The following is a 26,706-nucleotide window of genomic DNA, read 5'->3' on the forward strand; positions in this document are numbered from 1 at the left end:
TTATAAAATAACACAATGTATTCTGTAATATCTGCTTTAGCTTCATCTCTGGTTTTATAGTTGCAATGATGCACTAATTCATTCTTGAGTATGCCCCAGAAACTTTCAATCGGTGCATTATCGTAACAGTCCCCACGTTTGCTCATTGAACCTTGAAAATCACATTTTTCCAGTATCTTTCGATATTCATGGCTGCAATATTGGCTGCCTCTGTCCGAATGAATAATTAAGCCTTTCGTTGGTTTTTGATTACGAATCGCCATAGTCAGTGCATTGCAAACAAGTTGTGCGGTCATACGCTCATTTAAGCTATAGCCAACCACTTGTTTCGTGTACAGGTCTTTTACTGCTGCCAAGTATAACCAACCTTCAGCAGTCCAAATGTATGTAATATCGCTTGACCATGCAAGATTGGGCTTAGTCATTGAAAACTGTTGCTCTAGTAAATTTGCGTAGATCGCTCGATTATGATCACTCTTCGTAGTTCTTTTGAAACGCTTATGACGCTTACAATACAGCTGGTTGAGCTTTTTTATTTGACGTACAGCATACGTACTGATTTTGATACCTTGCGCTTGTAAATGCTTAGTTAATCGAATATAGCCATAGCTTTGTTTAGTTTCCTCATGAGCTATTTTGACCAAAATTGTCTGTTGATTTCGCTGAACCAATCTTTTATTCATGCCTCGTTTTAGCCAATCATAAAATCGTGACACTGAAACGTGAAGTAATCTAGCCATAAAGCTAATCGGGAATAAATATCTTTGCTGTTTCATATAGGCGTACCTTACTGACTTTCTTTCGCAAAGTACGCTGCTGCCTTTTTTAGAAATTCACGTTCCATTTCAGCTGTTTTGAGCTGTTGTTTGAGCTTTTTATTTTCTTCGAGTAAGGCATTTAGATCAGGTGAATATTGTTTAGTGCCTGCTAAGGTGCCAGTCTTTGCTTTATTATTCCAATTTGAAAGAGTTTGCATTGAAATGCCAAGTTGTCTGGCTGTTTCCGATACATTGCCTTGATTGGCTTCAATCAATTTTATTGCTTCAACTTTAAATTCTGCGGTGTAAGTCTTCTGTTTCTTGCTCATGGTAAACTCCTGATGAGTGTCTATAGTTTACCAAGTTAAAACCTCCTGTTTTCTCAGCACACATCACATCAAGAACTGAAGCAAGGTCCGATATCTTTGAATATATTGAGATGTTCTACAATTCAAAACGCAGACATGGTTCCAATGGTCAGCGTTCTCCATTAGATTATGAAAAGGCCCATCAAAAGATGGTTATGTGTGTCTAGAATTTTGGTGGCTATTCAATAGTAAGCTTAGAAACAATGAAATTGTTAATCTTTATCAATGTTATATATTTAATTTTAGGGAGAAATATTTATGATTAAACTTAAAAATATTGAGATATTAAAATATAAGTCATTTACAACTCCTCAATCAATAAACATTGAGGAAGATATAACTGTTTTAGTAGGAATGAATGAATCGGGAAAAACTTCTGTTTTAGAATGTTTAGCTAAAACTAATTATTTTGAAGATGATGAAAAGTTTAAATTTAACGAAACGTTAGACTATCCTCGAAAAGAACTAAAAAGTATCAGTAAGTCGGATAGCAAACCTAAAGCAATTATTTGCACTTATCATATTTCAGATGAACTAATTGGCTTAATCGAAAATAGGTTAGGTAAAGGAACTTGGCAAGGAAGTAATGAAATCACCCTAACAAGTTCTTATGGTGATTCATCTACATTAATAAGTGGTGTATCGATAAATTTTGAATTATTTTTAAAACACTTAAATTTATCTGATATTGGTGATGATGTAAAAACTGAGTTGAAGTTGGCTCTAACAGAAGAGAAATTTGATCAAATATTAAAGAAGTTCCCAGATGAAACCGAAAGGTTAGAGCCTTTAAGAAAATATTTCTTCAAAAGTTCTACATGGATGACTTTTATTGAAAGATATGCATATAGTGTTTTAATAAAAAGACATTTACCAAAATTTATTTACTATGATGAATATTATCAACTCCCATCAAGGATTATTCTAGAAAGTTTTTTAGATGATGATGTTGATCTATCGGATGATCTAAAAACAGCAAAGGCACTCTTAGATTTATCCGAAATTAATGTGAATGAACTTATTAATGCAGACGATTTCGAAGACTTTATTGCTGAATTAGAAGCAACTGAGGCTTTGATTTCTGACACACTATTTCAATATTGGTCTGCAAATCAGAACTTAAATATTGAATTTAAAATTGATAAAAAAACAGCTACTGTGAAAAGGCAAGTAAATACAAGTTATGGCAGTGCTACAACGGTCGATACAAATATTGTTGAACATGTCTTAGATATTCGAGTAAAAAACTCGAAAACGAGAGTTTCTTTACCTCTTCAGAATAGAAGTAAAGGATTTAATTGGTTTTTTTCATTCTTAGTTTGGTTTAACAAAATTCAGGCTGATTCAAATTCAAAATATATTCTACTCTTAGATGAGCCAGGCCTTAACTTGCATGCAACTGCTCAAGCAGATTTACTACGTTTTTTAGAAAGTTTGGTTGATAAGTATCAAGTTATTTATACAACTCACTCACCTTTCATGGTAGAAACAACGAAATTAAATCGGGTCAGAACGGTATTTAGTGACTCCGATAGCTCTATCGTTAGTGATAGTATTCAACAAAAAGACCCTAATACACTTTTCCCTTTACAAGCTGCTTTAGGGTATGATGTTGCACAGAATTTATTTATTTCTAAAAAAAATCTATTGGTAGAAGGTGTCTCAGACTTACTATACTTGACCACAATTTCAGAATATTTGAATGCGAATAAACGAACTGGCTTAAATGAAGATATTACAATTGTGCCTACAGGCGGTTTAGATAAAGTTGCTAGTTTTATTTCATTACTTCGAGGTTCAAAACTATCAATTTTCTGCCTATTAGATTCGTTTACTGACCAAAAGTCTCAGGCAAGATTTGATAGTCTAACTATTCAAAAAATTATATCTGATAAAAATATAAAATTTTTCCATGATTTTTTGGATAATAGAAAAAAAGCTGATATTGAAGATATATTTACTATTGATGAATATCTGCAACTTTTTAATATTTCTCTCTCATCTACCCATGCTGAAATTAAGGTGGAAGAATTAAGTACTGAAATTGAAGATATATTATCAAAAATTAATAAAGTTATTAAAAAGAATAGATTTAATCATTATTTACCTGCAAAAGAATTTGCTAGTAATAAGGATTTTGTTAATAGCCTTTCAGAAGCTACTTTATCAAGATTTGAAACTATCTTTAAAGAGGTCAATAAGAATCTTAAATAGTTTTTGGTTTAATAGACTTGCCTATTAGGGTGAGTCTATTACTTTACCCAGTACGTTATTTAATATAATTTTATAGACATCCAAGTGTTCTTTTTAATTTTCAATAAAATTAGTCAACTCTATGATGTCAGTGCTACTTAACTTACGAATATGTTTTCCACTTCTTAGTATTTTACGAAAATAAAAGCTCATTGTTCAACGAATATAAATATAAGATGACTTTTAAATCAGCTTGTCTCTAATCTCGAATCCGTTAATATCCTCAAAAAGCTATTTTTCTTGTCCATTTACTTCTTCAAATACACCTTTTGGGTTCAAAAGCATGTGTTTGATCGGTTGACCAGTGAGCTGATTAATATCCAAAAGATCATAAACCATTTGTTGTCCTAGCTGTTCACGCCGGACAGCTTCAATAATTTCCTGCATTTTTTGAAATTCTTCAAAACTCAGAACAACAGCTTCGGGCGCATTCTTCGTATAAACAAAAACAGGTTTATGACTATCTTTGACACATTGAACAATTTTGCTCCAAGATTTGCGAACATCAGTCGCAGAAACAATCGCACCGTTTATAAAAGTTAATCGATTCATATCTAAGACCTTATACGGGATAGCAAAAATTAAATCATTTCAGAATCTTGTTCCGAATGTAAGAAAACGACCGTTATTTATTATGGGACGATTTTATATTTCTAAAATTAGTAGATGATATTTGTATGTAACTATATAATCTAAAAAAATAAATTTTAAATCGTGCAAATTAAAAATAGGGAAATCTATGCTTACTGGAGTCTATGAACCGTACCGGGTTTGTCGGAGACTTTTTATTTAAGTTAGGCCACCTGACCTAACGGGTTAATCTTATCATAGTACATTGCTTCGAACTCAAAAGGCGATACATAACCCAGTGCACTGTGTACACGCTTTTTATTGAACCAATCTACCCAGTTTAGTGTCGCAAGTTGTACATCTGCTAAACCTTGCCAATCTGCTTTTAAATATTCAATCACCTCTGTTTTGTATAAGCCATTCACCGTTTCAGCCAGAGCATTATCGTATGAATCACCAGTTGTACCGACTGATGCTCGTAAATTTGCAGCTTCTAAACGATTGGTATAGCGAATAGAAAGATATTGAACACCTCTATCGGAATGATGAATCACATTCTTTGGCATGCCTCGATCATGCAATGCTTGCTCAAGTGCATCGAGCACCATATCTGTATTCATCCGTGTAGATACTTTCCATCCAACAATTGCTCGTGAGAACACATCAATAATAAAGGCGGTATAGAGAAATTTGATGTTTCTCAACCATCATGAAAGTATCATTGCTTATCCATCGTACTCTAGTTGGTAAGTCTACCGTACAGGGAAACTGATCTCCAATTAAACCAGCATTTTTTGAAAGAGATAGGCCAGCACAATTTCCGCCTTTCATATAAAGAGTTTTTCTTGTTAAAACAGTTTTGTAATCAGTTGCATTTCAACCCCTGTAAAAACTAATACACTCAATAAAATAAATCTTTTCATTTTTAACAAATCATCAATAACGCTATCTAAAAATTTAATCTAAATCATTAAACGTTGAGTATCTAACTAATTTATCTGCAAATATTTCTTTAGCTAAAACTCTCAATTGTGTATATAAATTTTCAATTCTATCTTCTTGATTTTTTATCTCAGAGAGATCTAAAAATAGATCTCTATTTTCTTCAGAGAGCCACATAAACTCATCTAATATGCTTTTAAAATTATCTATTTTTTTTTGCATATTAGTGTCTAAAGATTGAGATATAAAGAAAAGTTTGTATTTGATTTTTTCAGAAGATTCAACAAACTCACTAATACTTGTACTGGTGATCATATCGGAAATTTTTGCTCTAAATTCTTCTGATTTTCCTTTTTCGCTTTCATATTCTTTTAATTTATAGAATTGGCCAATAGTACATCCCAATGAATTTTTCAGAAAAAATAAGGATGATGCTAAATCATTTAGCATCGGGAATACTTCAGTTGAGTGTTGGCTAAGAATTTCGGCTTTCTTAATATCTCTCCAATCTTGAAATAGGATAACAGCAATGTAAGCAGTAAGTATTGTTGCTGCCGTGCCTGAGATATCTTTAATAAAACTAAGAATATCATCAATAAAAGGTAGAGATACTGCCGAGATTACGATGACTAAGATTGTTAGTATACAAACTGCTCGCCAAAACTTATTCTCAATACCTTCTTTATTTTTTAGAAACATATAGCACTCAAATTTTTAGTTTCTCTAAAATTAACATAATGGTGCTTATACGGAACGTGTTTTTAATATTACTTTAAGATTAGTATCTTATCGTTATTCATACCCTCTGGAACGTTCTCGTTCAACCGACTTGGAAACAAGTCGGTTTCTTTTTAAGCAAAACTGTAACTTTTAGCCAACAAAATTGATCAAAAAACATTCTATTTTGCATTTTTTCCTGATTTATCAATGTTCACATTTCAGAAATAACCCCCAATTTCTGCGGACAACTCTTGGGATAAAATAGGCCAACTTTGTAAGCTAAAACTTACACAGATTTAAGGATTTTGCGGATTGGTAATTCAAGTCATTAGCCGTATGATGAATATATAACGAAACTGGATGTTTCCAGACAACAAGAATAAGAAAATTGCGCAAGGAATGGGCAGCATGAGATCAGTAAGACGAGCAACCCGATATGAAAAAGCCCGACAGGATGTAGGGCTTTTTTATTGCCATTTGAAAACTGGCTGAGTTCGCTATAAAACATAGACTATAATCTATATTGTGGTTGTTGTATGTGGACAGTCATCACGACAGATCTGTTTAATGAATGGCTTGAACAGCAAGACGAATCAACACAAGAGAAAGTCTTAACCGCTTTAGTTGTTTTACAGCAGCAGGGACCAAGTTTAGGTCGCCCTTTAGTTGATACCGTATATGACTCTAAATTTACCAATATGAAAGAGCTACGCGTTCAGCATCGAGGAAAACCCCTGAGAGCCTTTTTCGCATTTGATCCATTTCGACAGGCAATTGTGCTGTGCATCGGTGATAAAGGCGGTAAAAAGCGTTTCTATAAAGAGATGCTGAACATTGCAGAGCAGCAATACGAACTTCATCTCTCAACCCTTGGAGATCAATCTAATGGCTAAAACCTTACAGGAATTATTGGCTAGTCGCTCTCCAGAGAGCCAAACTCGTATTCAACAAATGGCTGACGAGCTACTTTTAGAAACTCAGCTTCACTTTATTCGAGAAGAATTAGAGATTTCCCAAAAGGAACTGGCTGCAACTCTTGGAATCAAACAACCTTCATTGTCAGCAATCGAAAACCGTGGCAATGATCTTAAGATTTCAACCATGAAAAAGTATGTTGAAGCTATGGGGGGGGAAACTCCGTATTGATGTAGAGCTTCCAACAGGAAAACATATAGGATTCAATGTTTAACAAACAAAATGGGAGCGTTAATCTCTCCCATTTTTTTACTTCGTAGAGGCTCTATTATGTTTAACAAACTAGAATTTATTCTTCTATTTGAAAGGATTCTTAAAATACTCTTTTAATATGGAAATAATTAATAGTGTACTGATTAAAACTAGAAATACTATAAGAATCGAAAACATACAATCCAAAGAATATTAAACATTACTGATACAAAAATAATAATATTTTTTTGTCTATTAAGTAACTGAAATTTAGTTTTCTTTACAAGTTAAGTTTTTTATTAAGTTATAATTAAAAGTAAATTTTTCCCAACTAGTATAAAGTTTAAGATTATAGGTTATTGAATTGTTTCTTATGCAAAAAAAAGTCAAGAATCTTTATTTAAGAAAAGGTGAACACTCATTTGTTCTGCAATCACAGTTCATTTTTAAAGCTAAGCAGCAAAAATGGACTAGTGAAGATATCCAAAAAATTATAGAAAAGACCTTATATCAAGATAAATATAGGGTATATGCAATTTTGAGAGAGTATTCTAGCCAGAATTACGGGTAAATTTGACTTGAAAAGAGAAGGACTAAAGTCTTTTAGAAGGACATATCTTGGATCCTGAATAAGATTTTTAGTATTAAAGGAGTAAAGTTTAGCCTCGATATAAGTTTAATCTATTATTTTACAATAATATTCCATATATCAATACCTAATTTAACTTTAGTTCCTATCGCCAACCCTGTATGGTGCCCGTTCAGAAACACTCTATCCGAGGCTAATATGCATAGTTTTTCTGTAAAAGATTTAGATCAATTAATTGAAACGAATCTCAAAGATGGGAATAAATACAGTAAATTATTGATTGAATATAAATTATTTTCTGATTTGATGTATGATTCTATATTTTATACAGAAGTGTCTAATTCAGCTCTGAGCACTACGAAAAGAAAATATAAGCAACTAAAAATTAAAATCACCACACATCAATATCAGCTTCATTTTGAATAAATCAATAAAACGAAAGTTCTCAGCTCTCTCTTCGTATATGGGAAAGTCACAATTTATGGCCTTTCTCATATCTATTTAACATAAAATTTCTTATGCGAATCTTGAATGTAAGCCCAAAATAGAAATGTCCGGTTTCTCCAAAGTAAAAATGTCCGCTTTTAGAATATGCGCTTTTGCAATTTCCTTAGCGGACGGTTTGATATGTTGGTGTCTATGTCGGATAAAGAACTTAAACGATTGTCGGTCTTGCAAGAAATCTGTGATCAACGTATAACTCAATCCCAGGCTGCTCAGCTACTTCATATCTCAGAACGTCACATCAGACGCTTACTGCAGAAATACAAAGCTCAAGGTCCCGCTGCATTAGCCCATGCCGGTCGTGGCCAAATCAGCAATTCTAAACTTCCTGAAGAACTCAGACTTAAGTGTCTCAATATTGTTTCAGATCAACTTTATGGTTTCGGACCCACTTTAGCGCATGAAAAGCTCACCACCGTGCATGGATTCGATCTTTCAGTAGAAACCCTGCGTTCCTGGATGATTGCAGCCGATTTATGGATCCCTCGCTGCAAGCGCCTGAAACGACCATATCAGCCTCGTTATAACCGAGATTGTTATGGTGAATTGATCCAAATTGATGGCTCACACCATGATTGGTTTGAAGGTCGAGCACCTAAATGCTGTCTGCTAGTATTCATCGATGATGCCACAGGAAAATTGCAGCATTTACGCTTCTGTGCGTCAGAGTCAGCCTTTGACTATATGATTTCGACACGTTTATATATCGAACAGCATGGTAAGCCATTGGCATTTTACAGTGACAAACATTCAGTTTTTAGGGTGAATCAAAGTAGCAAGAAAGACACCAAGATTACCCAGTTTGGACGTGTTCTGAGCACTCTCAATATCGATATCATTTTCGCTAACTCCCCTCAAGCCAAAGGTCGTGTAGAACGAGCGAATAGAACACTTCAGGATCGTCTGATTAAGGAGATGCGTCTAGAAGGCATCAGTTCAATTGCAGATGCCAATAAGTGGCTGCCGTGCTTTATTGAGCAATTTAATCGTAAATTCGCCAAGATGGCTTTTAATTCCAAGGATCTACATCGGCCTATCGCTGAAACAGCCGAAGAATTAGATGATGTTTTTACCTGGCGTGAACCCCGCAGGGTCACGAACAGCTTGACGATTACTTATGATAAATGCGTATATATCTTGGAAAACAGCGAAGAAAATCAAAGATTGGGCGGCAAGTATCTTGAGTTCCTGGAATATCCGGATGGTACTGTAGCCATTGAATATCAGGGAAGAAAAATCAATTACAGCATCTTTGATAAATTAAGTCAGCTCAACCAGCGAGAGATCGTTGAGAATAAACGTTTGGGTTCTGTGCTGGCACATATTCAACAACAGCATGAACAACTGGAACACCAAAACAAACGCAATCGTTCTCAAAAGATGCCACGTAGACAAGCACAGAAAACAGCGATTGAACAACGAAATCTAAATCCTGTGCTTGACTTGGAAATGTCCATATAGGACATTTCTATTTGGTTATTAGGTAGGACATTTCTACTTGGGAATAACATTGAAAGATTAAGCTATTTCGTAATATTTTATCCAATAAGCATTGTCGAAAATATCAGTGTAATAGCTTAACTTCTTACAATGTGAAAAATAGTCACAGCATAAATCTCTAATAATTTCAATTTCCTCTAGGCTATCAGCAGCATTCACTAAAAATATAAACTTGTCCAAGTTAACAAGTAATTTACTACTATTTTTCAAAGGTTTATTATTAGACATTGAATCCTATATGTTTTCCTGTTGGAAGCTCTACATCAATACGAAGTTTTCCGCCCATTGCTTCGACATACTTTTTCATCGTTGAAATTTTAAGATCATGACCACGATTTTCGATTGCTGACAATGAAGGCTGTTTGATTCCAAGGGTTGCAGCCAGTTCTTTTTGAGAAATCTCCAACTCTTCACGAATAAGGTGAAGCTGAGTTTCCAACAATAATTCATCCGCCATTTGTTGAATACGAGCTTGACTCTCTGGAGAGCGATTAGCCAATAATTCTTGTAGGGTCTTAGCCATTAGATTGATCTCCTAAAGTTGAAAGATGAATTTCGTATTGCTAATCGGCAATATCTAACATCTCTTTATAAAAACGCTTTTTACCGCCTTTATCACCGATACACAGCACAATAGCTTGTCGTAAAGGATCAAACGCGAAAAAGGCTCTCAGTGGTTTACCTCGATGCTGAACACGTAGCTCTTTCATATTGGTAAATTTGGAGTCATAGACGGTATCTACTAAAGGACGTCCTAAACTTGGTCCCTGTTGCTGTAGAACGACCAACGCTGCGAGTACTTTCTCTTGTGTAGATTGATCTTGCTGTACAAGCCATTCGTTAAACAGATCCGTTGTAATGACTGTCCACATATTACAACCATAATATAGATTACAATCTATATTTTATGCTTAATTGAATTATTATTCAAATGAAAATAAAAAATCCCGACGTCATGTCGGGATTTTTCGGTGTGGAGCGCATAGGTAGGGCTGACTACCTAATGGTCATGGTGTCTGACTGATTATTCTTGTTTTAAGTCATTGAACATCCTGTTCATATAGATCGATCATAGGGACTTCACTGGTGCTTGGATACAAACAATTTCGTAAAATGCTGTAAGCCAAAGCGTACAAAAAATCATCAAAAATTATCCCAAAGCTTAACCGCAAGAAATGGGGATAAATTCAGAAATGGAAGCCTTAAGGAATCGGAAGGAACTTACGAATTGATCGTTTTTTAACCAATTTTATTGGCAAAATATATCAAAACTGCTCATAAAAAGCCGACTTGTTTCCAAGTCGGCTTTTCGTCATCGTCGAGCAAATTATTTATAGCATAAGTTTTTGATTTTTATATGTTTCAATTTGTTCATTTCGTATAACGCCCATTATGTTAAATGGATTAAAATTGAGTCATTTATCTGAAAGGATTTTTAAGATGTTCCTTCACTATAGAAATAATTAATAGTATACCAATCAAAACTAGAACTGCTATAAGAATCCAAAACATACAAACCACAAATATTAAACATTAATAATACAATAATAATATTTTTCTGAGCATAAAGTAACTGATATTTAGATTATTTTACAAGCTCAGGCTTTTGTTAAGTTTTAATTAACAGTAAATTTTTTCTAATTGGTATAAATTTAGAAGTAGTAAGCTATTTAATTGTTTCTTATGGAAAAAAGTAAAGAATCTTTATCTAAGAAAAGGTAAGCACAAATTTATTTTGCAATCAATATTCATTTGTAGGGCTAAGTTTCAAAAGTGGACGAATGAAGAGATCAATGAAGTGATAGAGAAAACTATATATGAAGATAAAATTAGGGTGTAGGAGATTTTAAGAGAATATTCTAGAAATATTTAGGGCGTGTTATCAATTAAGCCTGGTAGATCGCTGATAAAAAGTTTTGAGCCAATTTATCATAGCGTGTGGCAATAGCACGATACTGCTTGAGCTTGGTAAAAAATTTCTCGATCAGATGTCTTGCCTTGTAGGAGGCATCCCAGTATTGGGCTATATTTTGCAGCAGAACAAGCTGACAAAAAAATGTATGAGAATAAGCAAAAAATTAAATCAGCTTTAAAATTAGTTGCAGAAGCTATCTAAATTTTATATTAACTAAAAATTAACATAATACACCTTATACGAGGTCAAAAATGGGAGCTTGAAGCTCCCATTTTTAGTCTTTAATGCGTTTTTTTGCTTCGTCATAAACTATGCTGTCAGCTCGTTTCCCAACGGTGATGAGCAAGATAACTACCTGATCATCTTTGACTTGATAGACCAGTCGAACTCCAGTCTTTAGTAATTTAATTTTATAACATCCCGTGAGATCACCTCTAAGCATATTCTTGGGAATATGTGGCTGCTCTATGACCTTGGCGAGTTTCTTCTTAAATTGATCTCTTATAGCACTAGGAAGCTTTTCCCATTCAGCTGTGAAGTCCTTATTACGTAAAAGCTTATAAGTCATCTAAAGTAATTTCCTCGAACATTTCTTTAGGATCATTCATACGTTTACGAACAATCGCTAATAGCTCGGTATCCTCTTCTGAGAGTAAAGCTTTTTGTACAGGGAGTTTCCCAGTCGCTGCAATGTATTCAAGGACATTTGTAAAAAACTCAGTAGGTGCAATACCTTGTTCTCTAAGAACTGAATAAGATTTTTCTTTAAGGGCTTCATCAACCCTGAAGTTAACAGTAGCCATTATTTTTTTCCCATTTATTGAATGTATGGGGATATTGTAATGCGAATTGCATTACATAGCTAGTTTTTATAACAGCCATTATGTTAAATGATGAAATTTTAGATATTTTTACTAAAAAACGATATAGAACAGTAAAAGTAGCTGAGCAAACCTCGATCTAAGCAAGATCGAGGTATGGATTTTAGTTTTTATAGCTAGGAAATAGTAAAAACTTTATCTTAAATATAAGCGCTTATGTAAATTATAGACTACTATCTTACAAGCCTGATTTAGCTGTATTCACTAAATGTGAAGAAGTCTGTCTGTCTATAACAATATAATATTTATTGATCCACTCTAGTGCTTTATCTAATGATGATTCTTGAAAAGAGACTTGCTCTTCTCTAGAAATAGATTGGCCGATTAGAATGACTCTATTAAAAAAGCCTTGATCAACAGCATCAAAGTCAGCTTTTGAACATATTCCTTGAGAATACATGCCAGCATAAGCGATACGAAGAGCGTAAAGTAAGGGCATAAAAGTACTATGTGATGGCTGTTCATATAAGCTACTTAAATAATCCTCAAGGTCTTTGAACATGTCATAGTACTTTCCTTGTGCTGTATGGTTTGAAGGAGTAATAATTTTTGTTAAATCATCGGGTTCTAGGATAGTTTTTTTACTAGCTCCTTGTATTGAGTTAATGACATCAAACCATGCTTGAATTTCACCTTCTGGAAGATAAGAACTTCCAACCTGAATGTAGCTTTTTGCAAAAGTTAAACGGCTACTATTTAATGTGTTTTGATTTGCCTCTATTAACCTTTTTATAAGCGTACATCTTATTTTTACAGCCTCATCTATTCCTAACTCCTTAATCAACTGGGGGCTGACACTATTATTTAATATTGATAGTGGGCTATTAGGTAAGTCCATTGCAGATTCTTTATTTAATGCATTCCTATATTCAATTTCATGAAATTGTGAAAAATCTACTAGTTGTTTTCCATCATTGTTCCCTTGTGATGCTCCACAAAGTTCCTCAATTAAAAAAAGATAAAGCTCATTGGGTGATTTAATACTATTACTTAATTCTAAGTAGGCATTATTTATGAATTTTTCTAAGTAAACAGGGTTTTTTAAGGAGTTTTGCTTTTTAGAAGAAAAAATACCAAACATATATTGCACTCTTTAAATTTCTTTTAATTATTATACTGTTTTTATCCATTAGAAATATCTAAATTTTATTAATAGGAACTGTATAGATTTTCTAAAATTAACATAATACGCGTTATATGAAATTCAAAAAATGATACTATTTTTATGATAATTAAATAAATTTTAGGTGAACATAAGTTAAATAGAGCTTATGTCCGCCATATAATTTTAAGGTTCCCAGAATTTATCACCCTGAGTTTCATAAAATTTACTAATGAATTCTTGAAAAGTATTAGCAACAATGTACCAATCTTGTCTTTGATCTATAGGTAAGACAACAAAAATAGAGCCGTAATCATCACTATTAGGATCACATCGAACTAACAATAAGTCTGAATCTCCATAGAATTCTCCAATAATTAAGTCACTTTGAAGAGCGTCATTATTACGATTAATTTTATAAATTTTTGAAGCAAAAATTACTTCCTCAATAGAATATAATTTTAAGCCCCATTGTCCGTATTCTTGATCTTTAAATAGATCTGCACCATTAGATACTGTATAAAAATCCTCTAATACTTTTGGTAAAAGTACTTGGGGTATTTGTGAGTAAATTTTGCTTTTTAGGTTTAATGAACACTGCAAAGGAAAGGGACATTCCATACCTCTCTGAATAGCTTTCTTAGGTTCAATCTCCCATTCATTATGTATTTTTGCTATAATTTCATGAACACTATTCATTTATTAAACTCTTAAAAATCCTTAACTTTTACTAAAATTAACATAATACGAGTTATACAAAGCCTGAGCCAATTTCCTACGTTTTTTGCTTCGTGTAACCGCCATTATGTTAATTTTAGGAAGTCTTAAGACTAATTTTCAGACTTATCCCACCAACTTTGAGCTAAATCAGTATTTTTAGGAATGCCTATACCATCACGATACATAACGGAAAGACTTCGCATTGCTTTCTTATTACCTAACTTTGCAGCCTTTTCACGAAGTTCTAAAGCTTTCTTAATATTAACTTCTATTCCGCTATCTGCGCGAGTATATAGGTCAGCTAACTCAACCATTGATTCAGAATGACCATTTTCTGAAGCTTTCTGAAACCACTTAAAAGCTTTTTGGAAATGTTCTAAAGAATCGTTTTTGTCATCATCCTCTATTAATCTAGCATAGGTAACATATCCATCAGCTAACCAAAACATTGCTGCTACATTTCCATTTTCAGCTGATTTAATAGCCCAAATTTCAGCTTGATTTTCATCTGAATCAACACCATGACCATATAGATAAATCTCAGCTAATTCTAACTGGGCAGAAGTATCTCCACTTTCTGCTTTCGCTAATAAATCATTAGAAAAAACAGGTTCTGCAAATGTTTCCATTGAAAGGCAAACTCCTAAAGCCATAAAAATATTTACTAATTTATTCAATTCTTAACCTTTAAATTAAACTCTTAGGCTTGTATGTTTTTACATCATACCTAAAAGAGAACTCTAAAATTAGAGTATATTTTTAGTCCTATTTAACATAAAAACTCTTATACGAAATGCTATTTTTATTCCTTTAAAAATCAATTTTTTATATACTATTAAAAAGCTCATTTACCCTCGAATGGGCTTTTTTAATGATTTTTTATGTTCCACGCTTACTATTTGATCAATGTTCCACGGTTTTAATAAGCCAAGGTGAACAATCAGATCAGCCATACGGCTTAAAGAATCGGCTCCCAAAGCCTCTTTTTTCCGGTTAAGGCTCTACGTGTTCAGGAATAGGAATTCGCTTATTCTCGATTACCCAGTTTAGTGTCGCAAGTTGTACATCTTCTAAACCTTGCCAATCTGCTTTTAAATATTCAATCACCTCTGTTTTGTATAAGCCATTCACCGTTTCAGCCAAAGCAATATCATATGAATCACCAGTCGTACCGACTGATGCTCGTAAATTTCCTGCCTCTAAACGATGACATTGTTGTCAAAATGCAGGGTATTGGTGGCTCCCCTTAGGGGCATAATTTGTTGAAGCCTAGGTTACTACTAAAAAATTAAAAAAATATTAAAAAACAGGAGCTTATAGCTACAATTTTTATGTTAGCTTTCTAAGTCTCTATGTTAATTTGAAGAATACTTCATCATAATGTCCGAATACAGCTATATTTTTTTGATTTCTATAATATCACTTGATTCAATTAGCGATTGGATATTACCAAATAAACTTTGAATATAATCAGAGGCTATATGGATATCTAAATCCTCCCTGCTACGCCATTCTTCTAAGAAGAAATATCTACTCGAGTCATTTTCGCTAATATAAAGCTCATATTTCAAGCATCCTTCTTCTTGAAGCGTAAGCTCTATTACACTTTTTAAAAGCGCTTCTAACGTCTCTTTTTGATCTGATTTTGCCTTAAAGTTCGCAATTATTGAAATAGTCATTATTTCACCTTGAATTTGTTTTAGAAGTTTTCTAGTACAATTTTGCCTTTTGACTTGCCTGATTCAAGCAACTTATGCGCCTTCTCCAAGTTTGCAGCGTTAATTTTTCCTAGATTTTGGTTGAGGGTACTTCTAATTTTTTGCTGGTCAACTAATTGGGCAACCTGTTGCAATAGATTACCTTGCTTTTCAATATCATCGGTTTCATACATTGAACGGGTGAACATCAACTCCCAATGGATAGAAATAGATTTAGTCTTAAACGGCATAATATCAAATGCTTGTGGATCATCGATCAATCCAAGCTTGGCTTGTGGTGCAATCAGAGAAACTATTTGCTTGATATACGTTTCTGTATGATTTGTAGAGAATACATATTTTGGTTTTTCAATGCCTAGTGTCTCGATTTGTACATTTAAATCTTTGCTATGATCAATGACATGGTCGGCACCAAGTGATTCCACCCAAGATTTCGTTTCTTCACGTGAAGCTGTTGCTATAACGCTCAGATTTGTTTTTGCTTTTAGGAGTTGGATAGCAATTGAACCTACACCGCCTGCACCACCAATAATTAAAATACTGCCAACTTCTGTTTCTGAAATTTGAAACCGATCAAACAGCATTTCCCATGCCGTTATTGCAGTTAATGGCAATGCTGCTGCTTCTGCATTAGATACTGTAATTGGTTTAAGACTGATAATTCGTTCATCGACTGCTTGAAACTCAGCATTACTACCATCTCGGGTTAAATTGCCAGCATACCAAACAGAATCTCCTACTTTAAACGAGGTAACTTTTGAGCCAACTTCGATAATTTCCCCAACGGCATCCCAACCTAAAATACGATTATTTGCTTCAGACGAATTTTTTCTCACTTTAGTATCAACTGGATTCACAGAGATTGCCTGAACTTTTACCAGTACATCACGTTCCTTAAGCGTAGGCTTCGCTTTTTCAATATCTACCAATGAATTTTTAAAATCATCATGGTTATTTATAACATACGATACGGCTTTCATAGATTTGTCCTCAACTTTAAAAAAATATAGTAAAAATGGGAGCGAAGTACTCCCATTTTATGTTATTCAATAATTAAAACTCTTGGCTCGTTGGGCGCAAAACAATTTCATTAATATCTACATCCGCAGGCTGTTCAATTGCATAAGCAATTGCTCGAGCGACTGAGTCAGCTGGTATGGCTTGTTTGTAGAAATCAGTAACAAACTCTGAACTTTCTTTATGAGAAGAACCAAATTTTAGTTCTGACTCAATTGCACCAGGCTCAATAGTAGTCGTTCTAATTGTTCCCCCAACTTCATGACGAAGGCCTTCAGAGATGGCTCTTACAGCAAACTTAGTACCGCTATAAACAGTACCTCCTGGACTAAATACTTTTAACCCTGCAACAGATGCGAGATTAATAAAGTGTCCAAAGTTTTGTTTTTGGAAAACAGGCAGTGTAGCTGCTATACCATAAAGAACACCTTTAATATTAATGTCGATCATACGATCCCATTCATCAACTTTTAGCTCACTTAATGGTGCAATAGACATTAATCCAGCATTGTTTACCAATACATCGATTTGACCAAATGCGCTTAATGCCTTTTCAATAAGTGCTTGTACTTCATGTGGTTTGGTTATATCCATACCAATAAATTCAGCTTGACCACCTTCAGCACGAATGTCGTGAACAATAGCCTGTAATTTTTCAGTACGTCTAGCACCAAGTACAACCTTTGCACCTTTTTTAGCAAGTAAGCGAGCAGTAGCTTCACCTAAACCACTACTTGCACCAGTGATAACAATAACTTTATTTTCTATATTATTCATATAAGTAACCTTCAACCTATCTGTCAATCATATTTGATGGGTTAAGTATTACAGCCTTGTCAGGTATAATAAATGAATAATATTATCTTTCAGAATTCCTATTTACGGAATAATTACCATAACACAGGATTGGACATGCAGAACAAATTGGAAATGATGCGTATCTTTTGTGTCGCAGCAGAGTCTCGAAATTTTAAGGAGGCAGCAACTCAGCTAGGTATTTCCCCACAGGTAGTGACACGGGCAATAAAAGAGCTAGAAGAGCAGCGCGGAGAGATTCTGTTCTACAGGAGTACTCGACAAATTAAAATTACCGCTGATGGTGAGCGTCTGGCAAAGCAAGCACGTTTTGCGGTGGGATCAATCGATGCTTTGCTTGTAAAAGACACCAAGGAAAAACGAGATGAAATGCGTGGGACTGTCCGTCTTACTGTGTCGTCTGTGTTAGGGCGTAAATTGGTAATACCTGCACTAGCAGAATTTGCCACACGTTATCCAGATATTGTCGTTGATTGTGTGCTAACAGATTCACACTCGGATGTGATCGATGAGCGGATAGATATCGGGATCAGATTTGGATTTTTGCCGGACAATCGATATGTGGCAAAGGAATTGGCTAAAGTGAACTTTTATTCTGTGGGTACGCCAGAGTTAATTGATAAGGTTGGAATGCCCAAAAAAATTATTGATCTTGATAAATACCCTCTAACAGCACTAGTCGATCATAAAACAGGGCGTTACTGGCCATGGACATTCACCGAAAGTCGAAGCTTTACGCCATCAAAGCCCCGTTTTATTACAGATGATCTAGAAGCTGAATTTCAAGCTATTCTCGCTGGAGTCGGATTCGGACACATGCCTGGATTTCTAGTTTTGCCGTGGCTTAGGAGTGGTAAGCTCATTCAGATACTTCATGAGGAAAACTCTCCCGTTTGGCGCCTGTATTTATATCGTCCACAGCGGGGCCCGACACCTTTGCGAATCCGAGCATTGTTTGATTACTTAGCGGAAGTGCTGGGCCATATAGAAACTTGAATCAGATGTAACTAACCTTTTTTTTAGAAAGTAGAAATCAGATAAGACCATCATGTATTTAGAGTAACTACAATTTTTCCTATTTGCTGATTTGATTCAAGATAGCGCTGAGCGTCATGCATGTCCTCAAAGTTAAAGCAACAGTCGATCACTGGACGAAGATATCCTGCACCTATACTGCTAAGAATAAATCGTCTGGCTTGCTCCCTTAGAACAGGGTCATGGAGAACCTCAAGGAATAAAAAACCTCGCATGGTTAAGCTTTTGCGTAATGCAACTTTAAGGGGAAATGGTGTGATCTCCGGGCTAAGTGCACCATGCATAACCATAGTTCCTCCCACAGACATCGCTTTTGCAATCTGTTCAATATGTGGCCCTCCCACAGCATCGAAGGCGACATCAAGATGTTCTCCACCTAAACGTAAAACAAGCGCCTCATACAAATCTGGTTCATCTTCACGGGCTATAACATTTTTAACACCGAGATCCAGTAAACGTTGCTTTTTCTCTATCGTCTGTGTACTTGCAATGACCTTAGCATCCGCTGCTTCAGCTATCTGTATCGCAGCTAGTCCTACGCTACTTGAAGCTGCTGTGATCAAGATCGTTTTTCCTTTCGAAACTCCACCAGCATGGATTACACCACCCCAAGCCGTCAAATACTGCATCCAGATTGAAGAAGCTTCTTCCCAGCTTAAACTATCAGGTTTGTGAACTAAAAAAGTTTCTGGAATCAGAAGCTTGTCCGTATATGTCCCATATTTGGCTAGATTGTCAGTCGGAAGAATCGATACTGCATCTCCTGGAGAAAATTGGCGTACACCTTCACCTATCGCAAGAACTATGCCTGCTCCCTCATATCCCAGACGAGAAGGGAATACTGCCTTTTGAATATAAGTACCACGCCGAAACATTACATCAGCCCGGTTGAGTCCGATCGTTTTCATCTGTATTAGAACTTCTCCTGCGGCTGGTAAAGCAACAGGAAGTGTTTCTAATGTCAGAACATCTGTATCTCCAATACAATTGAAGCGCCAAGTCTTGGCCTGAAGTGCGTTAAATGACATCAATAACGACCTTAATATTGGCAGAGCGATCTTGAACAGCATCATGAGCCTCAATCGCTTGGTCTAGAGTAAAATGACGAGGATCAACAATAGGACACAGTTTACCTTCCTCAACGAGACGGGTAGCGATCTTAAGGACATCACCATGATGAGAACGGCGATTGCCTGTTAACATCGGCAATAGGACGAATACGCCAGACAGTGTGGCACATCGTAGAGATGAACTCGCTAAATTATGATTACCAAATGCAGCACAGCTGGTAATGTGGCCATAGTGAGTTGTCATGGAAAGTGAGGCTTCGAGTACTGGACCACCCACAGTGTCGTAAACAATGTTAAAGCCTTGACCCTCAGGGCTTGCAGCAATAATGTCATCGGAAGATGCTGTTGTGTAATCGAGAGGTGTTGCACCGAGTTCTGAAATCAGCGATTGATCAGCTGTACGACCAGTCGCCCAAACATTTGCATCAAGTGCTTTTGCAAGCTGAACAACCATATAACCAACGCCACCAGCACCACCCTGAACCAGTACAGTTTGCCCTGGTTGAACCTTAGCATTATCCACTAAACCTTCCCAAGCGGTGAGGAACGTCAATGGTAGTACTGCTGCCTCGCGCATAGAGATATTCCGTGGCTTTAATGCGATCAGATCAGCATCTGCTACAATATATTCTGCTAAAGATCCTTGAAGATTACGAACGCCACCAATCAGACCGTAAACTTCATCTCCGACGTTGAAGTGAGTGACACCTTCACCAATAGCAGTTACAACCCCAGCCATATCTGTTCCCAACACGGCAGGAAGCTCTGGCATAGCATATGGTGCTTCACCAAGACGAATTTTATAATCAATAGGGTTTACACCACTAGCATGAATACGTACTAGAACTTGCCCAGCCTCTGGTTGAGGTATAGGGAGTTCTACACGTGTAAATTCATGATCACCAAAATTTTCTAGGATAAGAGCACTCATCATCTTATTCATAGTTGTTCCTTATTCATAACTGGGGGTTGATATGCACAGTACCAAAGTAAAATAATCCAATAAATGATATTTATAGGATTTAATAATTCCTAAATAATGAATAATAAATATCATCCGCTCACTAAAAATAATCTAGTACAGTCTGTAAAGGCATTTTTAATCTAAACTATCGGTAGTATTTTTAAGGTGTGATACGTTCAAAATATCTACAAAGTGGCTAAAAGTTGGAAACATAATTCTAAAAGGTCACAGCATTACAAAGAACATGAGCCAAAATAAAAAAATGGGAGCTAAAGCTCCCATTTTTTTGTGACTTTTGTATAAGCTCTACTATGTTTATTTAAAAAAATTAAAAATAGAGACAGAAAATTTTCGCTAAAGACCTTTTTGATTTTTCGATTTATAAAAAGTATTGCTTTTTATACTATGGGGCACTATAGTATAAAAACTAAAAAATAAGGAGGTCTGATGTCTAGGGCATGTCCTCATTTGGCTTTGCACCAAATTAACATGCAAGCAATGTAAATCATAGACTGATAATTTCGTGCAAGCTTATCAAATCGGGTCGCTATCGCTCGGAAATGTTTTAATCTCGCAAAGGCATTTTCAACTAGATGACTTAAACGATATTAATACCGATCAAATTCTTTATTTTCTCTCTTACTATTTGATTTCATTGGGATGATCGGCACAATATTTTGCTTTCTTGGCAACGTCCTAATTTTTTCCGAATCATAACCTTTATCTGCAATCAGATAATCTGCCTCACCAATCAACTACTCCGCAACTTGGCTGTCATGGAGTTCACCTCTAGTGATTTTAAAATCAATCGGCAATCCATTCGCGTCGGTTGCAAGATGAATTTTTGTGGTTCTTTCACCTCTAGACCGTCCAATTGCTCGCTTGAAACCGTGCCGAGCTCCACTTGCATGCTGATGCGCGCATATGTAGCTTCCCTCAATGAATACTCATTCTTGATCCAATACGCCTCGTAGTTTAAAAAAATTTACCCCACAAGCCCTTACTCGCCCAACGATTAAAGCGGTTATATGCTGTTTTCCAAGGACAAAATTCTTCAGGAATATCACGCCATGTTGCATCTGTACATAATTTCCATAAGATGGCTTCCATGATATTTCTACCGTTCTTTGAACAATAACAACCATGAAATTGCATCGTAGACTGGATTTGTTGTCAAATATCATCGGTGAGTAGAGTTCGTGCCATTGAGAAATATACAAATAAAAAGAGGTTAAATCATTCTTTTAAATCTTTAAAATCAATTTTTCAAATGAGGACACGCCCTAATAGATAAACAGTTTCAATATCTTGACTTCGCTTAAAGTCTAGTATGTTAATTTTAGTATAACTCTAAATAATTTGTTTCTTTCGAGTCGCTAACCAACACAAAACTGCTCCTGCTGTCACCATTGCAACACCTTGCCAAAAGATAAAAGATAAGGACGTACTTAGAATTAATGCCGCAAACAAAGCTGATAGCACGGGAATAAAATAAGAAGCTCCAGCCATTAACGTCATGTTCCCTGAAATAATTCCAATATTCCAAGCACCATATCCCAAACCTAAAGCACCAGCTGCCATAATCAGAGTGACTGTATTGTCATAAGTAAAATTAAGAGCTGACCCACTCATGAGAAGGTATTTGATCCATAGTACAACTCCAGTCAAGGCAAAAAATATAGTGACTAGATTTTTACCCTGAGATGTTTTTACTGTCACAGAACAATATGCAGCCCACAAAATAGCAGCAGCAAAAGCTAAACCATAACTAAGAGGATTAGCTTTTAAATTAGTAAATATCTGAAAAAAATCAAATCCAGTATCTCCTCCTAATACCCAACAAATTCCAACTAAAGCGAATATGCAGCCAGGAATAATTAAAATATTGGCCTTAACGTTGTTAAAAATAATTGCGAATAGTAGAGTAAATGTTGGCCATAGATAATTAATCATGCCGACTTCGATTGCTTGTCTACTGTTTTGCGCATAGCCAATAGAAAGGGCAAAACATAATTCATAAGCAACAAATAAAAGGCTTCCCCACCATAAATAGGATTTTGGGATGGTAGAAAACTTAGGCATACCAACCATGAAAACTAAAATCATGGATGCGACACTGTAAATTAGAGCAGCACCAGCTACAGCTCCAAAGCTCTCACTGACACTACGCATTAAGCCTACATTTGTACTCCAAAATATGACAGCTGTAAGACCAATTAAAGTCGATATATTTCTATTGAATGTAGGGAGAGCATTTAAAAGCATAACCTATTCCTTTTAAGCCTTAGCATTGATTAAATGATGTGATTTCCTCTCTAATAAAGCCATACTTGCAAAAATTGCAACTATAACTAATAAGATACTAGGTGCTAAGGTATTAGCTGTTTGTTGAATTAACCAAGTTGCAACGAAAGGAACTGTTCCACCTAACAGTGCATTAGCAGTATTAAAACTAAAGGCAAAACCGGTATAGCGCACTTGTATAGGGAATTGTTCTGTTAAATATGCAGGTAAGCTCCCATCGTTCATTGCTAATAATGTGCAGAACATGAGCTGAATGATCACCATTTCAATAAAACTGGCAGTTGAAAGTAAGTAGAACAAGGGTACAGTCAGTGCTATAAAGCTTAGACCTGCCCAAAGCAACATTTTCTTACGTCCAATTCGATCTGAATATTTGCCCATCACAAAAACTACAGCAATATAAAATAGCAATGAAATTGACCCTGATATAAAGGCTTGGGATTTATTTACACCTAACTCTGTAGCTAAATAATTTGGCATATAACTAAAAATAAGATAGAAGGCGGTGGCATTTAAAGATGCAACTGCAAATGCTTTAAAAAGTGCTGGTTGATACTGAGTAAATAAGGCTTTGATTGGAAAATTTTCTTTGTTGCTATTTTTTTGATGTTCTAAAAACTCTGGGGTTTCTTCTAACTTTACACGGATATAATACCCGATTAAACCTAATGGTGCTGCCAATAAAAATGGAATTCTCCAACCATATTCGTGTAAAAACGCCTCTGACATGAAAGCGAACATCGCCGCTGCCATTAAAGAGCCGAGTAGTAAACCCGTTGCAGTACTTGCAGGAACTAAACTGGTATAAAGTCCTCTTTTTCCCTTAGGGGCGTATTCTGCAAGAAAATTTGCTGCACCAGCATATTCACCTGAAGCGGAGAAGCCTTGGATCATCCGGAATATTAATAACATAATCGGTGCAAAAATACCGATACTTTGATAACTTGGTAACAGTGCAATACATACCGTAGCCAGTGTCATTAATATAATCGACCACGATAGTGCATTTTTTCGACCAAATTTATCCCCAACATGCCCCCAAAAAATACCGCCTAATGGACGAAAAATAAATGAAATTGCAAAGATCGCATATGTAGCCATTAATGCGGTTAAAGGGTCACTTTTCGGGAAAAAAACCACTGCAATAACTGTTGCCAAAAAACCATATGCAGCATAATCAAACCACTCCACAAAATTACCAATAAAGCTGGCGCTAGCAACACGTCTTAGAGTATTTTTTTGCTCTATTTGATGATTGTTTTTCATTCTATTTACTCCTAATTAAATAGGCACTCATTTTCAGAGTGCCTATTTAAAATCTTTTATTTGATAATGTTATGTTCTGGACCATATGGGAATTTGGTAATATTTTCATTTCCTGATTCTGTAACGACCAAGATATCATGTTCACGGTAACCACCAGCCCCAGCCATTCCTTGCGGAATCATAATCATAGGTTCCATTGAAATCACCATGCCTGGTTCTATCACCGTATCAATATCTTCACGTAATTCTAAACCGGCTTCACGACCGTAATAATGTGATAACACACCAAAGGAATGTCCATAACCAAATGTGCGGTACTGCAATAAACCTTCTTCATAGAAAATTTCATTTAACTCTTTAGCAATATCACTGCAACGTGCACCTGGGCGAATGAGTTTTAAGCCAGCTTCATGCACCTTGACATTCGCCTCCCAAATTCGTAATGAAGCATCATCACAGTGATCAAAGAACTGTGTACGCTCTAAAGCTGTATAATAGCCAGCAATCATAGAAAAGCAGTTTAAACTTAAAATATCACCTTTTCGGACTTGGCGGGTTGTAACAGGATTATGTGCACCATCCGTATTAATGCCTGATTGAAACCAAGTCCACGTATCCATGAGTTCAGAGTTTGGAAAACGTTTGGCAATTTCACGTACCATGGATTGAGTAGAGGCTAAAGCCACTTCATGCTCTGGCACACCTTCACGAATTGCTGCAGTCACTGCAAAACCACCAATATCACATACTGCAGCACCTTGGGTGATATGTGCAATTTCTTCAGCAGATTTAATCATGCGTAGCTTCATGCATGCGGCACTAATATCCACAAACTGCACATTCGGTAAAACTGCTTTTAACTTGTTTAAACGTTCTAAAGGTAAATGATCAAACTCAATTCCTACACGGCCTTTATTTGGAATTTCTTGTGTAACCGCTTTAAAATAGTTATCACGCTGCCAGTCAGTATAAACTACGTTATAGTCGCCAATCGTACGACGCCAAGGTTGCCCAGCATCAATATTTGCTGAAATTGTCACCACTTTTTCTGGGCTAACCACCAGACCGTAGAAGCGCCCAAATGAACAATAAATAAAGTCTGCATAATAGTTAATGTTATGGATTGAACTAAATAGAATATGATCAATTTCTAGCTCTTCCATTAGTTGGCGTAACTTGCTCTGTCTATTTTGATACTCAGATAATGAAAATGTTGCAGAAACTTTTTCACCATTTTCAATGGTTAATAATGATGGTAGTTGTGAAGCAACAAAATTATTTACTAAAGTATTCATATATTTTCCTAGATCAATGTAATGTAATCAATGAGCTAAGCTTATGCAGAATATGAATAGGGATTTTTGCTAAAAGCGTCAAAAAGTTGTCAAAAACCGACAAGACTAAAAAACACTAATGAGCAAAATCCAGAATGTTACGTTCAAATTTGGGGGAATAGTTAAAAAAAGCTTTATAGGCTTTAGTAAAACTAGATACATTACAAAAACCACATGCCAAAGCAATATTTGAAATGTTTAACGTAGACTGTTTAAGTAGATTCTGTGCATAGGTGAGTCTTAGTTTTAAATAATATTCTTTTGGAGCCAATTGTAGATTCATTTTAAACAAGCGCTCTAAAGTACGCGGTTGAATTTTTACATGCTGTGCAATTTCAGCAATAGTTAAAGGCTCATTAATATTATTTTCCATTAAGCGCAATACTTCTTGAATCTGAAAATCAAGTTTTTTCTTATGTTCAGCAATAGGTTGATGTTGAATTTCATTGCTCTCACGCACTTGATGAACAATAAATTGCTCACAGATTCTTTTAGCAATATTTGGATAGTGTATTTCAACAAGTGCCAAGCCTAAATCAATCGCTGCAAGCCCACCAGAACAGGTAAAACGGTTCGCATCAATGGTAAAAATATGTGGGGTAAACTGTACTAATGGAAACTCTTCTTGTGCCGCTAAGGTATTTTCCCAATGAAGGCTAGCACGAAAGCCATTTAGTAGATTGGCTTTCGCTAATACATAAGCGCCTGTACATAAACCACCTAAAGCAATTTTTTGTTGATCCAACCTATATAAAAAATTCTTTAAGCGTACTGTCATATTTTTATAAAGTTGAAAACCACCACAAATAAAAACTATATCCATGTTCAGTAAATGTGACCAAACACAGGTATGTTGTATTTGAAGACCATTGCTTGCGCAGCTATGATGACCATCTAAACCCGTTACATTCCATTGGTATAAATTGTCTTCTGTAACATAATTAGCCATACGCAAGACTTCAACCATGTTTGAGAAAGCAATCATTGAAAAGTTATCGAGTAATAAAAAACCAATACGCTTAGAGTTTTGTAACATAAATTTAATGTTCTTCACTTTTTTCAATATTTTTATAAAGCAATTTTGAGACCACAATTTTGATTTTTTCAGATTTAAAAGTCACTTTTGTCTTTATTTCCATGAGGCTTTGTTGCATAAAGCCTTTGATAGCAGAGTGAACCGTACTGGGTTTGTA

At 35.4% G+C, this 26,706-nt stretch carries 25 protein-coding genes and 6 pseudogenes; 7 read left to right on the forward strand and 24 right to left on the reverse strand.

Going from position 1 to position 26,706, the window contains the following annotated elements; translation table 11 throughout:
* Positions 1 to 1,087, reverse strand: a protein-coding gene (locus ACINWC323_RS06695) for an IS3-like element ISAba21 family transposase (protein ID WP_155758117.1) whose coding sequence is annotated in 2 segments (ribosomal slippage) — positions 1 to 829 and positions 829 to 1,087 — 1,088 coding nt annotated over the 2 segments. Because the reading frame shifts where the segments join, the coding sequence is not laid out codon by codon here. This gene is flagged as partial in the annotation.
* Positions 1,088 to 1,152: 65 nt separating this feature from the next.
* Here ACINWC323_RS06695 and ACINWC323_RS19820 point away from each other — a divergent pair.
* Both ACINWC323_RS19820 and ACINWC323_RS06685 read left to right on the forward strand, forming a co-directional pair.
* Positions 1,153 to 1,293 (forward strand): annotated as a pseudogene (locus tag ACINWC323_RS19820) (IS3 family transposase); the annotation flags it as partial.
* A 91-nt stretch (positions 1,294 to 1,384) separates the two neighbouring features.
* On the forward strand, positions 1,385 to 3,340 hold the full coding sequence (locus ACINWC323_RS06685; protein ID WP_000593543.1) for an AAA family ATPase: 1,956 nt from the start codon (positions 1,385 to 1,387) through the stop codon (positions 3,338 to 3,340).
* A gap of 270 nt (positions 3,341 to 3,610) precedes the next feature.
* On the opposite strand, the gene ACINWC323_RS06680 is transcribed toward ACINWC323_RS06685, so the two are convergent.
* The 3 genes and pseudogenes from ACINWC323_RS06680 to ACINWC323_RS06670 form a co-directional block, all read right to left on the reverse strand.
* The gene (locus ACINWC323_RS06680) at positions 3,611 to 3,931 is read right to left on the reverse strand and encodes a type II toxin-antitoxin system Phd/YefM family antitoxin (protein ID WP_001081101.1); all 321 of its coding nucleotides are present in this window, start codon (positions 3,929 to 3,931) and stop codon (positions 3,611 to 3,613) included.
* A 242-nt stretch (positions 3,932 to 4,173) separates the two neighbouring features.
* A pseudogene (locus ACINWC323_RS06675) lies at positions 4,174 to 4,638 on the reverse strand (IS3 family transposase); the annotation flags it as partial.
* A gap of 268 nt (positions 4,639 to 4,906) precedes the next feature.
* Positions 4,907 to 5,590 carry a hypothetical protein gene (locus ACINWC323_RS06670; protein ID WP_000478902.1) on the reverse strand — a complete coding sequence of 228 codons (684 nt, stop codon included), beginning with the start codon at positions 5,588 to 5,590 and terminating at the stop codon, positions 4,907 to 4,909.
* 557 nt (positions 5,591 to 6,147) lie between these two features.
* Here ACINWC323_RS06670 and ACINWC323_RS06665 point away from each other — a divergent pair.
* The 4 genes and pseudogenes from ACINWC323_RS06665 to ACINWC323_RS06645 all read left to right on the forward strand — a co-directional run bounded on the left by ACINWC323_RS06665 (position 6,148) and on the right by ACINWC323_RS06645 (position 9,332).
* Complete coding sequence (locus tag ACINWC323_RS06665; protein ID WP_000269908.1) at positions 6,148 to 6,504, forward strand: type II toxin-antitoxin system RelE/ParE family toxin; 357 nt, start codon at positions 6,148 to 6,150, stop codon at positions 6,502 to 6,504.
* Positions 6,497 to 6,800 (forward strand): annotated as a pseudogene (locus ACINWC323_RS06660) (helix-turn-helix domain-containing protein). The gene ACINWC323_RS06665 and the pseudogene ACINWC323_RS06660 overlap by 8 nt, the downstream one beginning before the upstream one ends.
* Positions 6,801 to 7,565: 765 nt before the next feature.
* On the forward strand, positions 7,566 to 7,793 hold the full coding sequence (locus tag ACINWC323_RS06650; protein ID WP_000555567.1) for a hypothetical protein: 228 nt from the start codon (positions 7,566 to 7,568) through the stop codon (positions 7,791 to 7,793).
* A gap of 213 nt (positions 7,794 to 8,006) precedes the next feature.
* Positions 8,007 to 9,332 (forward strand): ISNCY family transposase, encoded by a 1,326-nt coding sequence (locus ACINWC323_RS06645; RefSeq protein WP_008942541.1) that lies wholly within the window; start codon positions 8,007 to 8,009, stop codon positions 9,330 to 9,332.
* 57 nt (positions 9,333 to 9,389) lie between these two features.
* Here ACINWC323_RS06645 and ACINWC323_RS0119215 read toward each other — a convergent pair whose 3' ends face one another.
* From ACINWC323_RS0119215 to ACINWC323_RS06605, 13 genes and pseudogenes are all read right to left on the reverse strand, one after another.
* Positions 9,390 to 9,599: a hypothetical protein gene (locus ACINWC323_RS0119215; RefSeq protein WP_000069470.1), complete on the reverse strand. Its 210-nt coding sequence runs from the start codon at positions 9,597 to 9,599 to the stop codon at positions 9,390 to 9,392.
* Positions 9,592 to 9,894 (reverse strand): helix-turn-helix domain-containing protein, encoded by a 303-nt coding sequence (locus ACINWC323_RS06640; RefSeq protein WP_001140619.1) that lies wholly within the window; start codon positions 9,892 to 9,894, stop codon positions 9,592 to 9,594. Before ACINWC323_RS06640 ends, ACINWC323_RS0119215 begins: the two co-directional genes overlap by 8 nt.
* A gap of 40 nt (positions 9,895 to 9,934) precedes the next feature.
* Positions 9,935 to 10,243, reverse strand: coding sequence for a type II toxin-antitoxin system RelE/ParE family toxin (locus ACINWC323_RS06635; RefSeq protein ID WP_000269910.1), 309 nt, complete (start codon positions 10,241 to 10,243; stop codon positions 9,935 to 9,937).
* 1,014 nt (positions 10,244 to 11,257) lie between these two features.
* Positions 11,258 to 11,374 (reverse strand): annotated as a pseudogene (locus ACINWC323_RS19835) (transposase); the annotation flags it as partial.
* 186 nt (positions 11,375 to 11,560) lie between these two features.
* A complete protein-coding gene (locus tag ACINWC323_RS0119220; protein WP_000221360.1) occupies positions 11,561 to 11,854 on the reverse strand; it encodes a type II toxin-antitoxin system RelE family toxin in 294 nt (97 codons plus the stop codon).
* Complete coding sequence (locus ACINWC323_RS06630) at positions 11,844 to 12,089, reverse strand: type II toxin-antitoxin system RelB/DinJ family antitoxin (RefSeq protein WP_000246757.1); 246 nt, start codon at positions 12,087 to 12,089, stop codon at positions 11,844 to 11,846. The genes ACINWC323_RS0119220 and ACINWC323_RS06630 overlap by 11 nt, the downstream gene beginning before the upstream one ends.
* Before the next feature lie 256 nt (positions 12,090 to 12,345).
* Positions 12,346 to 13,248: a hypothetical protein gene (locus ACINWC323_RS06625; RefSeq protein ID WP_000466974.1), complete on the reverse strand. Its 903-nt coding sequence runs from the start codon at positions 13,246 to 13,248 to the stop codon at positions 12,346 to 12,348.
* A gap of 207 nt (positions 13,249 to 13,455) precedes the next feature.
* The gene (locus tag ACINWC323_RS06620; RefSeq protein WP_001089570.1) at positions 13,456 to 13,968 is read right to left on the reverse strand and encodes an SMI1/KNR4 family protein; all 513 of its coding nucleotides are present in this window, start codon (positions 13,966 to 13,968) and stop codon (positions 13,456 to 13,458) included.
* 131 nt (positions 13,969 to 14,099) lie between these two features.
* Positions 14,100 to 14,618, reverse strand: a complete 519-nt coding sequence (locus tag ACINWC323_RS06615) for a tetratricopeptide repeat protein (protein ID WP_000447196.1) — start codon at positions 14,616 to 14,618, stop codon at positions 14,100 to 14,102.
* Positions 14,619 to 15,027: 409 nt separating this feature from the next.
* Positions 15,028 to 15,198 (reverse strand): annotated as a pseudogene (locus ACINWC323_RS20050) (IS3 family transposase); the annotation flags it as partial.
* Between the two features lie 185 nt (positions 15,199 to 15,383).
* Entirely contained in the window at positions 15,384 to 15,668 is a 285-nt protein-coding gene (locus tag ACINWC323_RS0119225) for a putative quinol monooxygenase (RefSeq protein WP_000155817.1), read from the reverse strand.
* Between the two features lie 20 nt (positions 15,669 to 15,688).
* Positions 15,689 to 16,687 (reverse strand): zinc-binding alcohol dehydrogenase family protein, encoded by a 999-nt coding sequence (locus ACINWC323_RS06610; protein ID WP_002120211.1) that lies wholly within the window; start codon positions 16,685 to 16,687, stop codon positions 15,689 to 15,691.
* 73 nt (positions 16,688 to 16,760) lie between these two features.
* Positions 16,761 to 17,501: an SDR family oxidoreductase gene (locus ACINWC323_RS06605; RefSeq protein WP_001059480.1), complete on the reverse strand. Its 741-nt coding sequence runs from the start codon at positions 17,499 to 17,501 to the stop codon at positions 16,761 to 16,763.
* Positions 17,502 to 17,636: 135 nt separating this feature from the next.
* On the opposite strand from ACINWC323_RS06605, the gene ACINWC323_RS06600 reads away from it, so the two are divergent.
* Positions 17,637 to 18,536 (forward strand): LysR family transcriptional regulator, encoded by a 900-nt coding sequence (locus ACINWC323_RS06600; RefSeq protein WP_001180108.1) that lies wholly within the window; start codon positions 17,637 to 17,639, stop codon positions 18,534 to 18,536.
* 50 nt (positions 18,537 to 18,586) lie between these two features.
* Here the strand turns inward: ACINWC323_RS06600 and ACINWC323_RS06595 are convergent, their stop codons facing one another.
* The 7 genes and pseudogenes from ACINWC323_RS06595 to ACINWC323_RS06570 form a co-directional block, all read right to left on the reverse strand.
* On the reverse strand, positions 18,587 to 19,603 hold the full coding sequence (locus ACINWC323_RS06595; protein WP_000009381.1) for a zinc-dependent alcohol dehydrogenase family protein: 1,017 nt from the start codon (positions 19,601 to 19,603) through the stop codon (positions 18,587 to 18,589).
* On the reverse strand, positions 19,593 to 20,588 hold the full coding sequence (locus ACINWC323_RS06590) for a zinc-dependent alcohol dehydrogenase family protein (RefSeq protein WP_001038516.1): 996 nt from the start codon (positions 20,586 to 20,588) through the stop codon (positions 19,593 to 19,595). Before ACINWC323_RS06590 ends, ACINWC323_RS06595 begins: the two co-directional genes overlap by 11 nt.
* Before the next feature lie 485 nt (positions 20,589 to 21,073).
* A pseudogene (locus ACINWC323_RS20055) lies at positions 21,074 to 21,764 on the reverse strand (IS5 family transposase).
* A gap of 195 nt (positions 21,765 to 21,959) precedes the next feature.
* A complete protein-coding gene (gene yddG / locus ACINWC323_RS06585; RefSeq protein ID WP_000925802.1) occupies positions 21,960 to 22,874 on the reverse strand; it encodes an aromatic amino acid DMT transporter YddG in 915 nt (304 codons plus the stop codon).
* 12 nt (positions 22,875 to 22,886) lie between these two features.
* Positions 22,887 to 24,179 carry an MFS transporter gene (locus tag ACINWC323_RS06580; protein ID WP_000794339.1) on the reverse strand — a complete coding sequence of 431 codons (1,293 nt, stop codon included), beginning with the start codon at positions 24,177 to 24,179 and terminating at the stop codon, positions 22,887 to 22,889.
* Between the two features lie 56 nt (positions 24,180 to 24,235).
* Positions 24,236 to 25,474, reverse strand: a complete 1,239-nt coding sequence (locus ACINWC323_RS06575; protein WP_001094923.1) for a M24 family metallopeptidase — start codon at positions 25,472 to 25,474, stop codon at positions 24,236 to 24,238.
* Between the two features lie 115 nt (positions 25,475 to 25,589).
* Positions 25,590 to 26,549: a GlxA family transcriptional regulator gene (locus tag ACINWC323_RS06570; RefSeq protein WP_000941154.1), complete on the reverse strand. Its 960-nt coding sequence runs from the start codon at positions 26,547 to 26,549 to the stop codon at positions 25,590 to 25,592.
* Between the last annotated feature and the right edge of the window lie 157 nt (positions 26,550 to 26,706).

Origin of the sequence: Acinetobacter sp. WC-323 (assembly GCF_000314615.1) — a bacterium.
GTDB lineage: Bacteria > Pseudomonadota > Gammaproteobacteria > Pseudomonadales > Moraxellaceae > Acinetobacter > Acinetobacter courvalinii.

What these genes read in the sequence shown, in the direction of transcription:
- ACINWC323_RS06680 (WP_001081101.1), bottom strand. Translation starts at nt 3,931, where the DNA reads ATGAATCGATTAACTTTTATAAACGGTGCGATTGTTTCTGCGACTGAT.
- ACINWC323_RS06575 (WP_001094923.1), bottom strand. Translation starts at nt 25,474, where the DNA reads ATGAATACTTTAGTAAATAATTTTGTTGCTTCACAACTACCATCATTA.
- ACINWC323_RS06630 (WP_000246757.1), bottom strand. Translation starts at nt 12,089, where the DNA reads ATGGCTACTGTTAACTTCAGGGTTGATGAAGCCCTTAAAGAAAAATCT.
- ACINWC323_RS06635 (WP_000269910.1), bottom strand. Translation starts at nt 10,243, where the DNA reads ATGTGGACAGTCATTACAACGGATCTGTTTAACGAATGGCTTGTACAG.
- ACINWC323_RS06610 (WP_002120211.1), bottom strand. Translation starts at nt 16,687, where the DNA reads ATGAAAGCCGTATCGTATGTTATAAATAACCATGATGATTTTAAAAAT.
- ACINWC323_RS0119215 (WP_000069470.1), bottom strand. Translation starts at nt 9,599, where the DNA reads ATGTCTAATAATAAACCTTTGAAAAATAGTAGTAAATTACTTGTTAAC.
- ACINWC323_RS06570 (WP_000941154.1), bottom strand. Translation starts at nt 26,549, where the DNA reads ATGTTACAAAACTCTAAGCGTATTGGTTTTTTATTACTCGATAACTTT.
- ACINWC323_RS06625 (WP_000466974.1), bottom strand. Translation starts at nt 13,248, where the DNA reads ATGTTTGGTATTTTTTCTTCTAAAAAGCAAAACTCCTTAAAAAACCCT.
- ACINWC323_RS06670 (WP_000478902.1), bottom strand. Translation starts at nt 5,590, where the DNA reads ATGTTTCTAAAAAATAAAGAAGGTATTGAGAATAAGTTTTGGCGAGCA.
- ACINWC323_RS06590 (WP_001038516.1), bottom strand. Translation starts at nt 20,588, where the DNA reads ATGAATAAGATGATGAGTGCTCTTATCCTAGAAAATTTTGGTGATCAT.
- ACINWC323_RS06605 (WP_001059480.1), bottom strand. Translation starts at nt 17,501, where the DNA reads ATGAATAATATAGAAAATAAAGTTATTGTTATCACTGGTGCAAGTAGT.
- yddG (WP_000925802.1), bottom strand. Translation starts at nt 22,874, where the DNA reads ATGCTTTTAAATGCTCTCCCTACATTCAATAGAAATATATCGACTTTA.
- ACINWC323_RS06685 (WP_000593543.1), top strand. Translation starts at nt 1,385, where the DNA reads ATGATTAAACTTAAAAATATTGAGATATTAAAATATAAGTCATTTACA.
- ACINWC323_RS06580 (WP_000794339.1), bottom strand. Translation starts at nt 24,179, where the DNA reads ATGAAAAACAATCATCAAATAGAGCAAAAAAATACTCTAAGACGTGTT.
- ACINWC323_RS06645 (WP_008942541.1), top strand. Translation starts at nt 8,007, where the DNA reads ATGTCGGATAAAGAACTTAAACGATTGTCGGTCTTGCAAGAAATCTGT.
- ACINWC323_RS06665 (WP_000269908.1), top strand. Translation starts at nt 6,148, where the DNA reads ATGTGGACAGTCATCACGACAGATCTGTTTAATGAATGGCTTGAACAG.
- ACINWC323_RS0119220 (WP_000221360.1), bottom strand. Translation starts at nt 11,854, where the DNA reads ATGACTTATAAGCTTTTACGTAATAAGGACTTCACAGCTGAATGGGAA.
- ACINWC323_RS06650 (WP_000555567.1), top strand. Translation starts at nt 7,566, where the DNA reads ATGCATAGTTTTTCTGTAAAAGATTTAGATCAATTAATTGAAACGAAT.
- ACINWC323_RS06620 (WP_001089570.1), bottom strand. Translation starts at nt 13,968, where the DNA reads ATGAATAGTGTTCATGAAATTATAGCAAAAATACATAATGAATGGGAG.
- ACINWC323_RS06600 (WP_001180108.1), top strand. Translation starts at nt 17,637, where the DNA reads ATGCAGAACAAATTGGAAATGATGCGTATCTTTTGTGTCGCAGCAGAG.
- ACINWC323_RS06595 (WP_000009381.1), bottom strand. Translation starts at nt 19,603, where the DNA reads ATGTCATTTAACGCACTTCAGGCCAAGACTTGGCGCTTCAATTGTATT.
- ACINWC323_RS06640 (WP_001140619.1), bottom strand. Translation starts at nt 9,894, where the DNA reads ATGGCTAAGACCCTACAAGAATTATTGGCTAATCGCTCTCCAGAGAGT.
- ACINWC323_RS0119225 (WP_000155817.1), bottom strand. Translation starts at nt 15,668, where the DNA reads ATGACTATTTCAATAATTGCGAACTTTAAGGCAAAATCAGATCAAAAA.
- ACINWC323_RS06615 (WP_000447196.1), bottom strand. Translation starts at nt 14,618, where the DNA reads ATGGAAACATTTGCAGAACCTGTTTTTTCTAATGATTTATTAGCGAAA.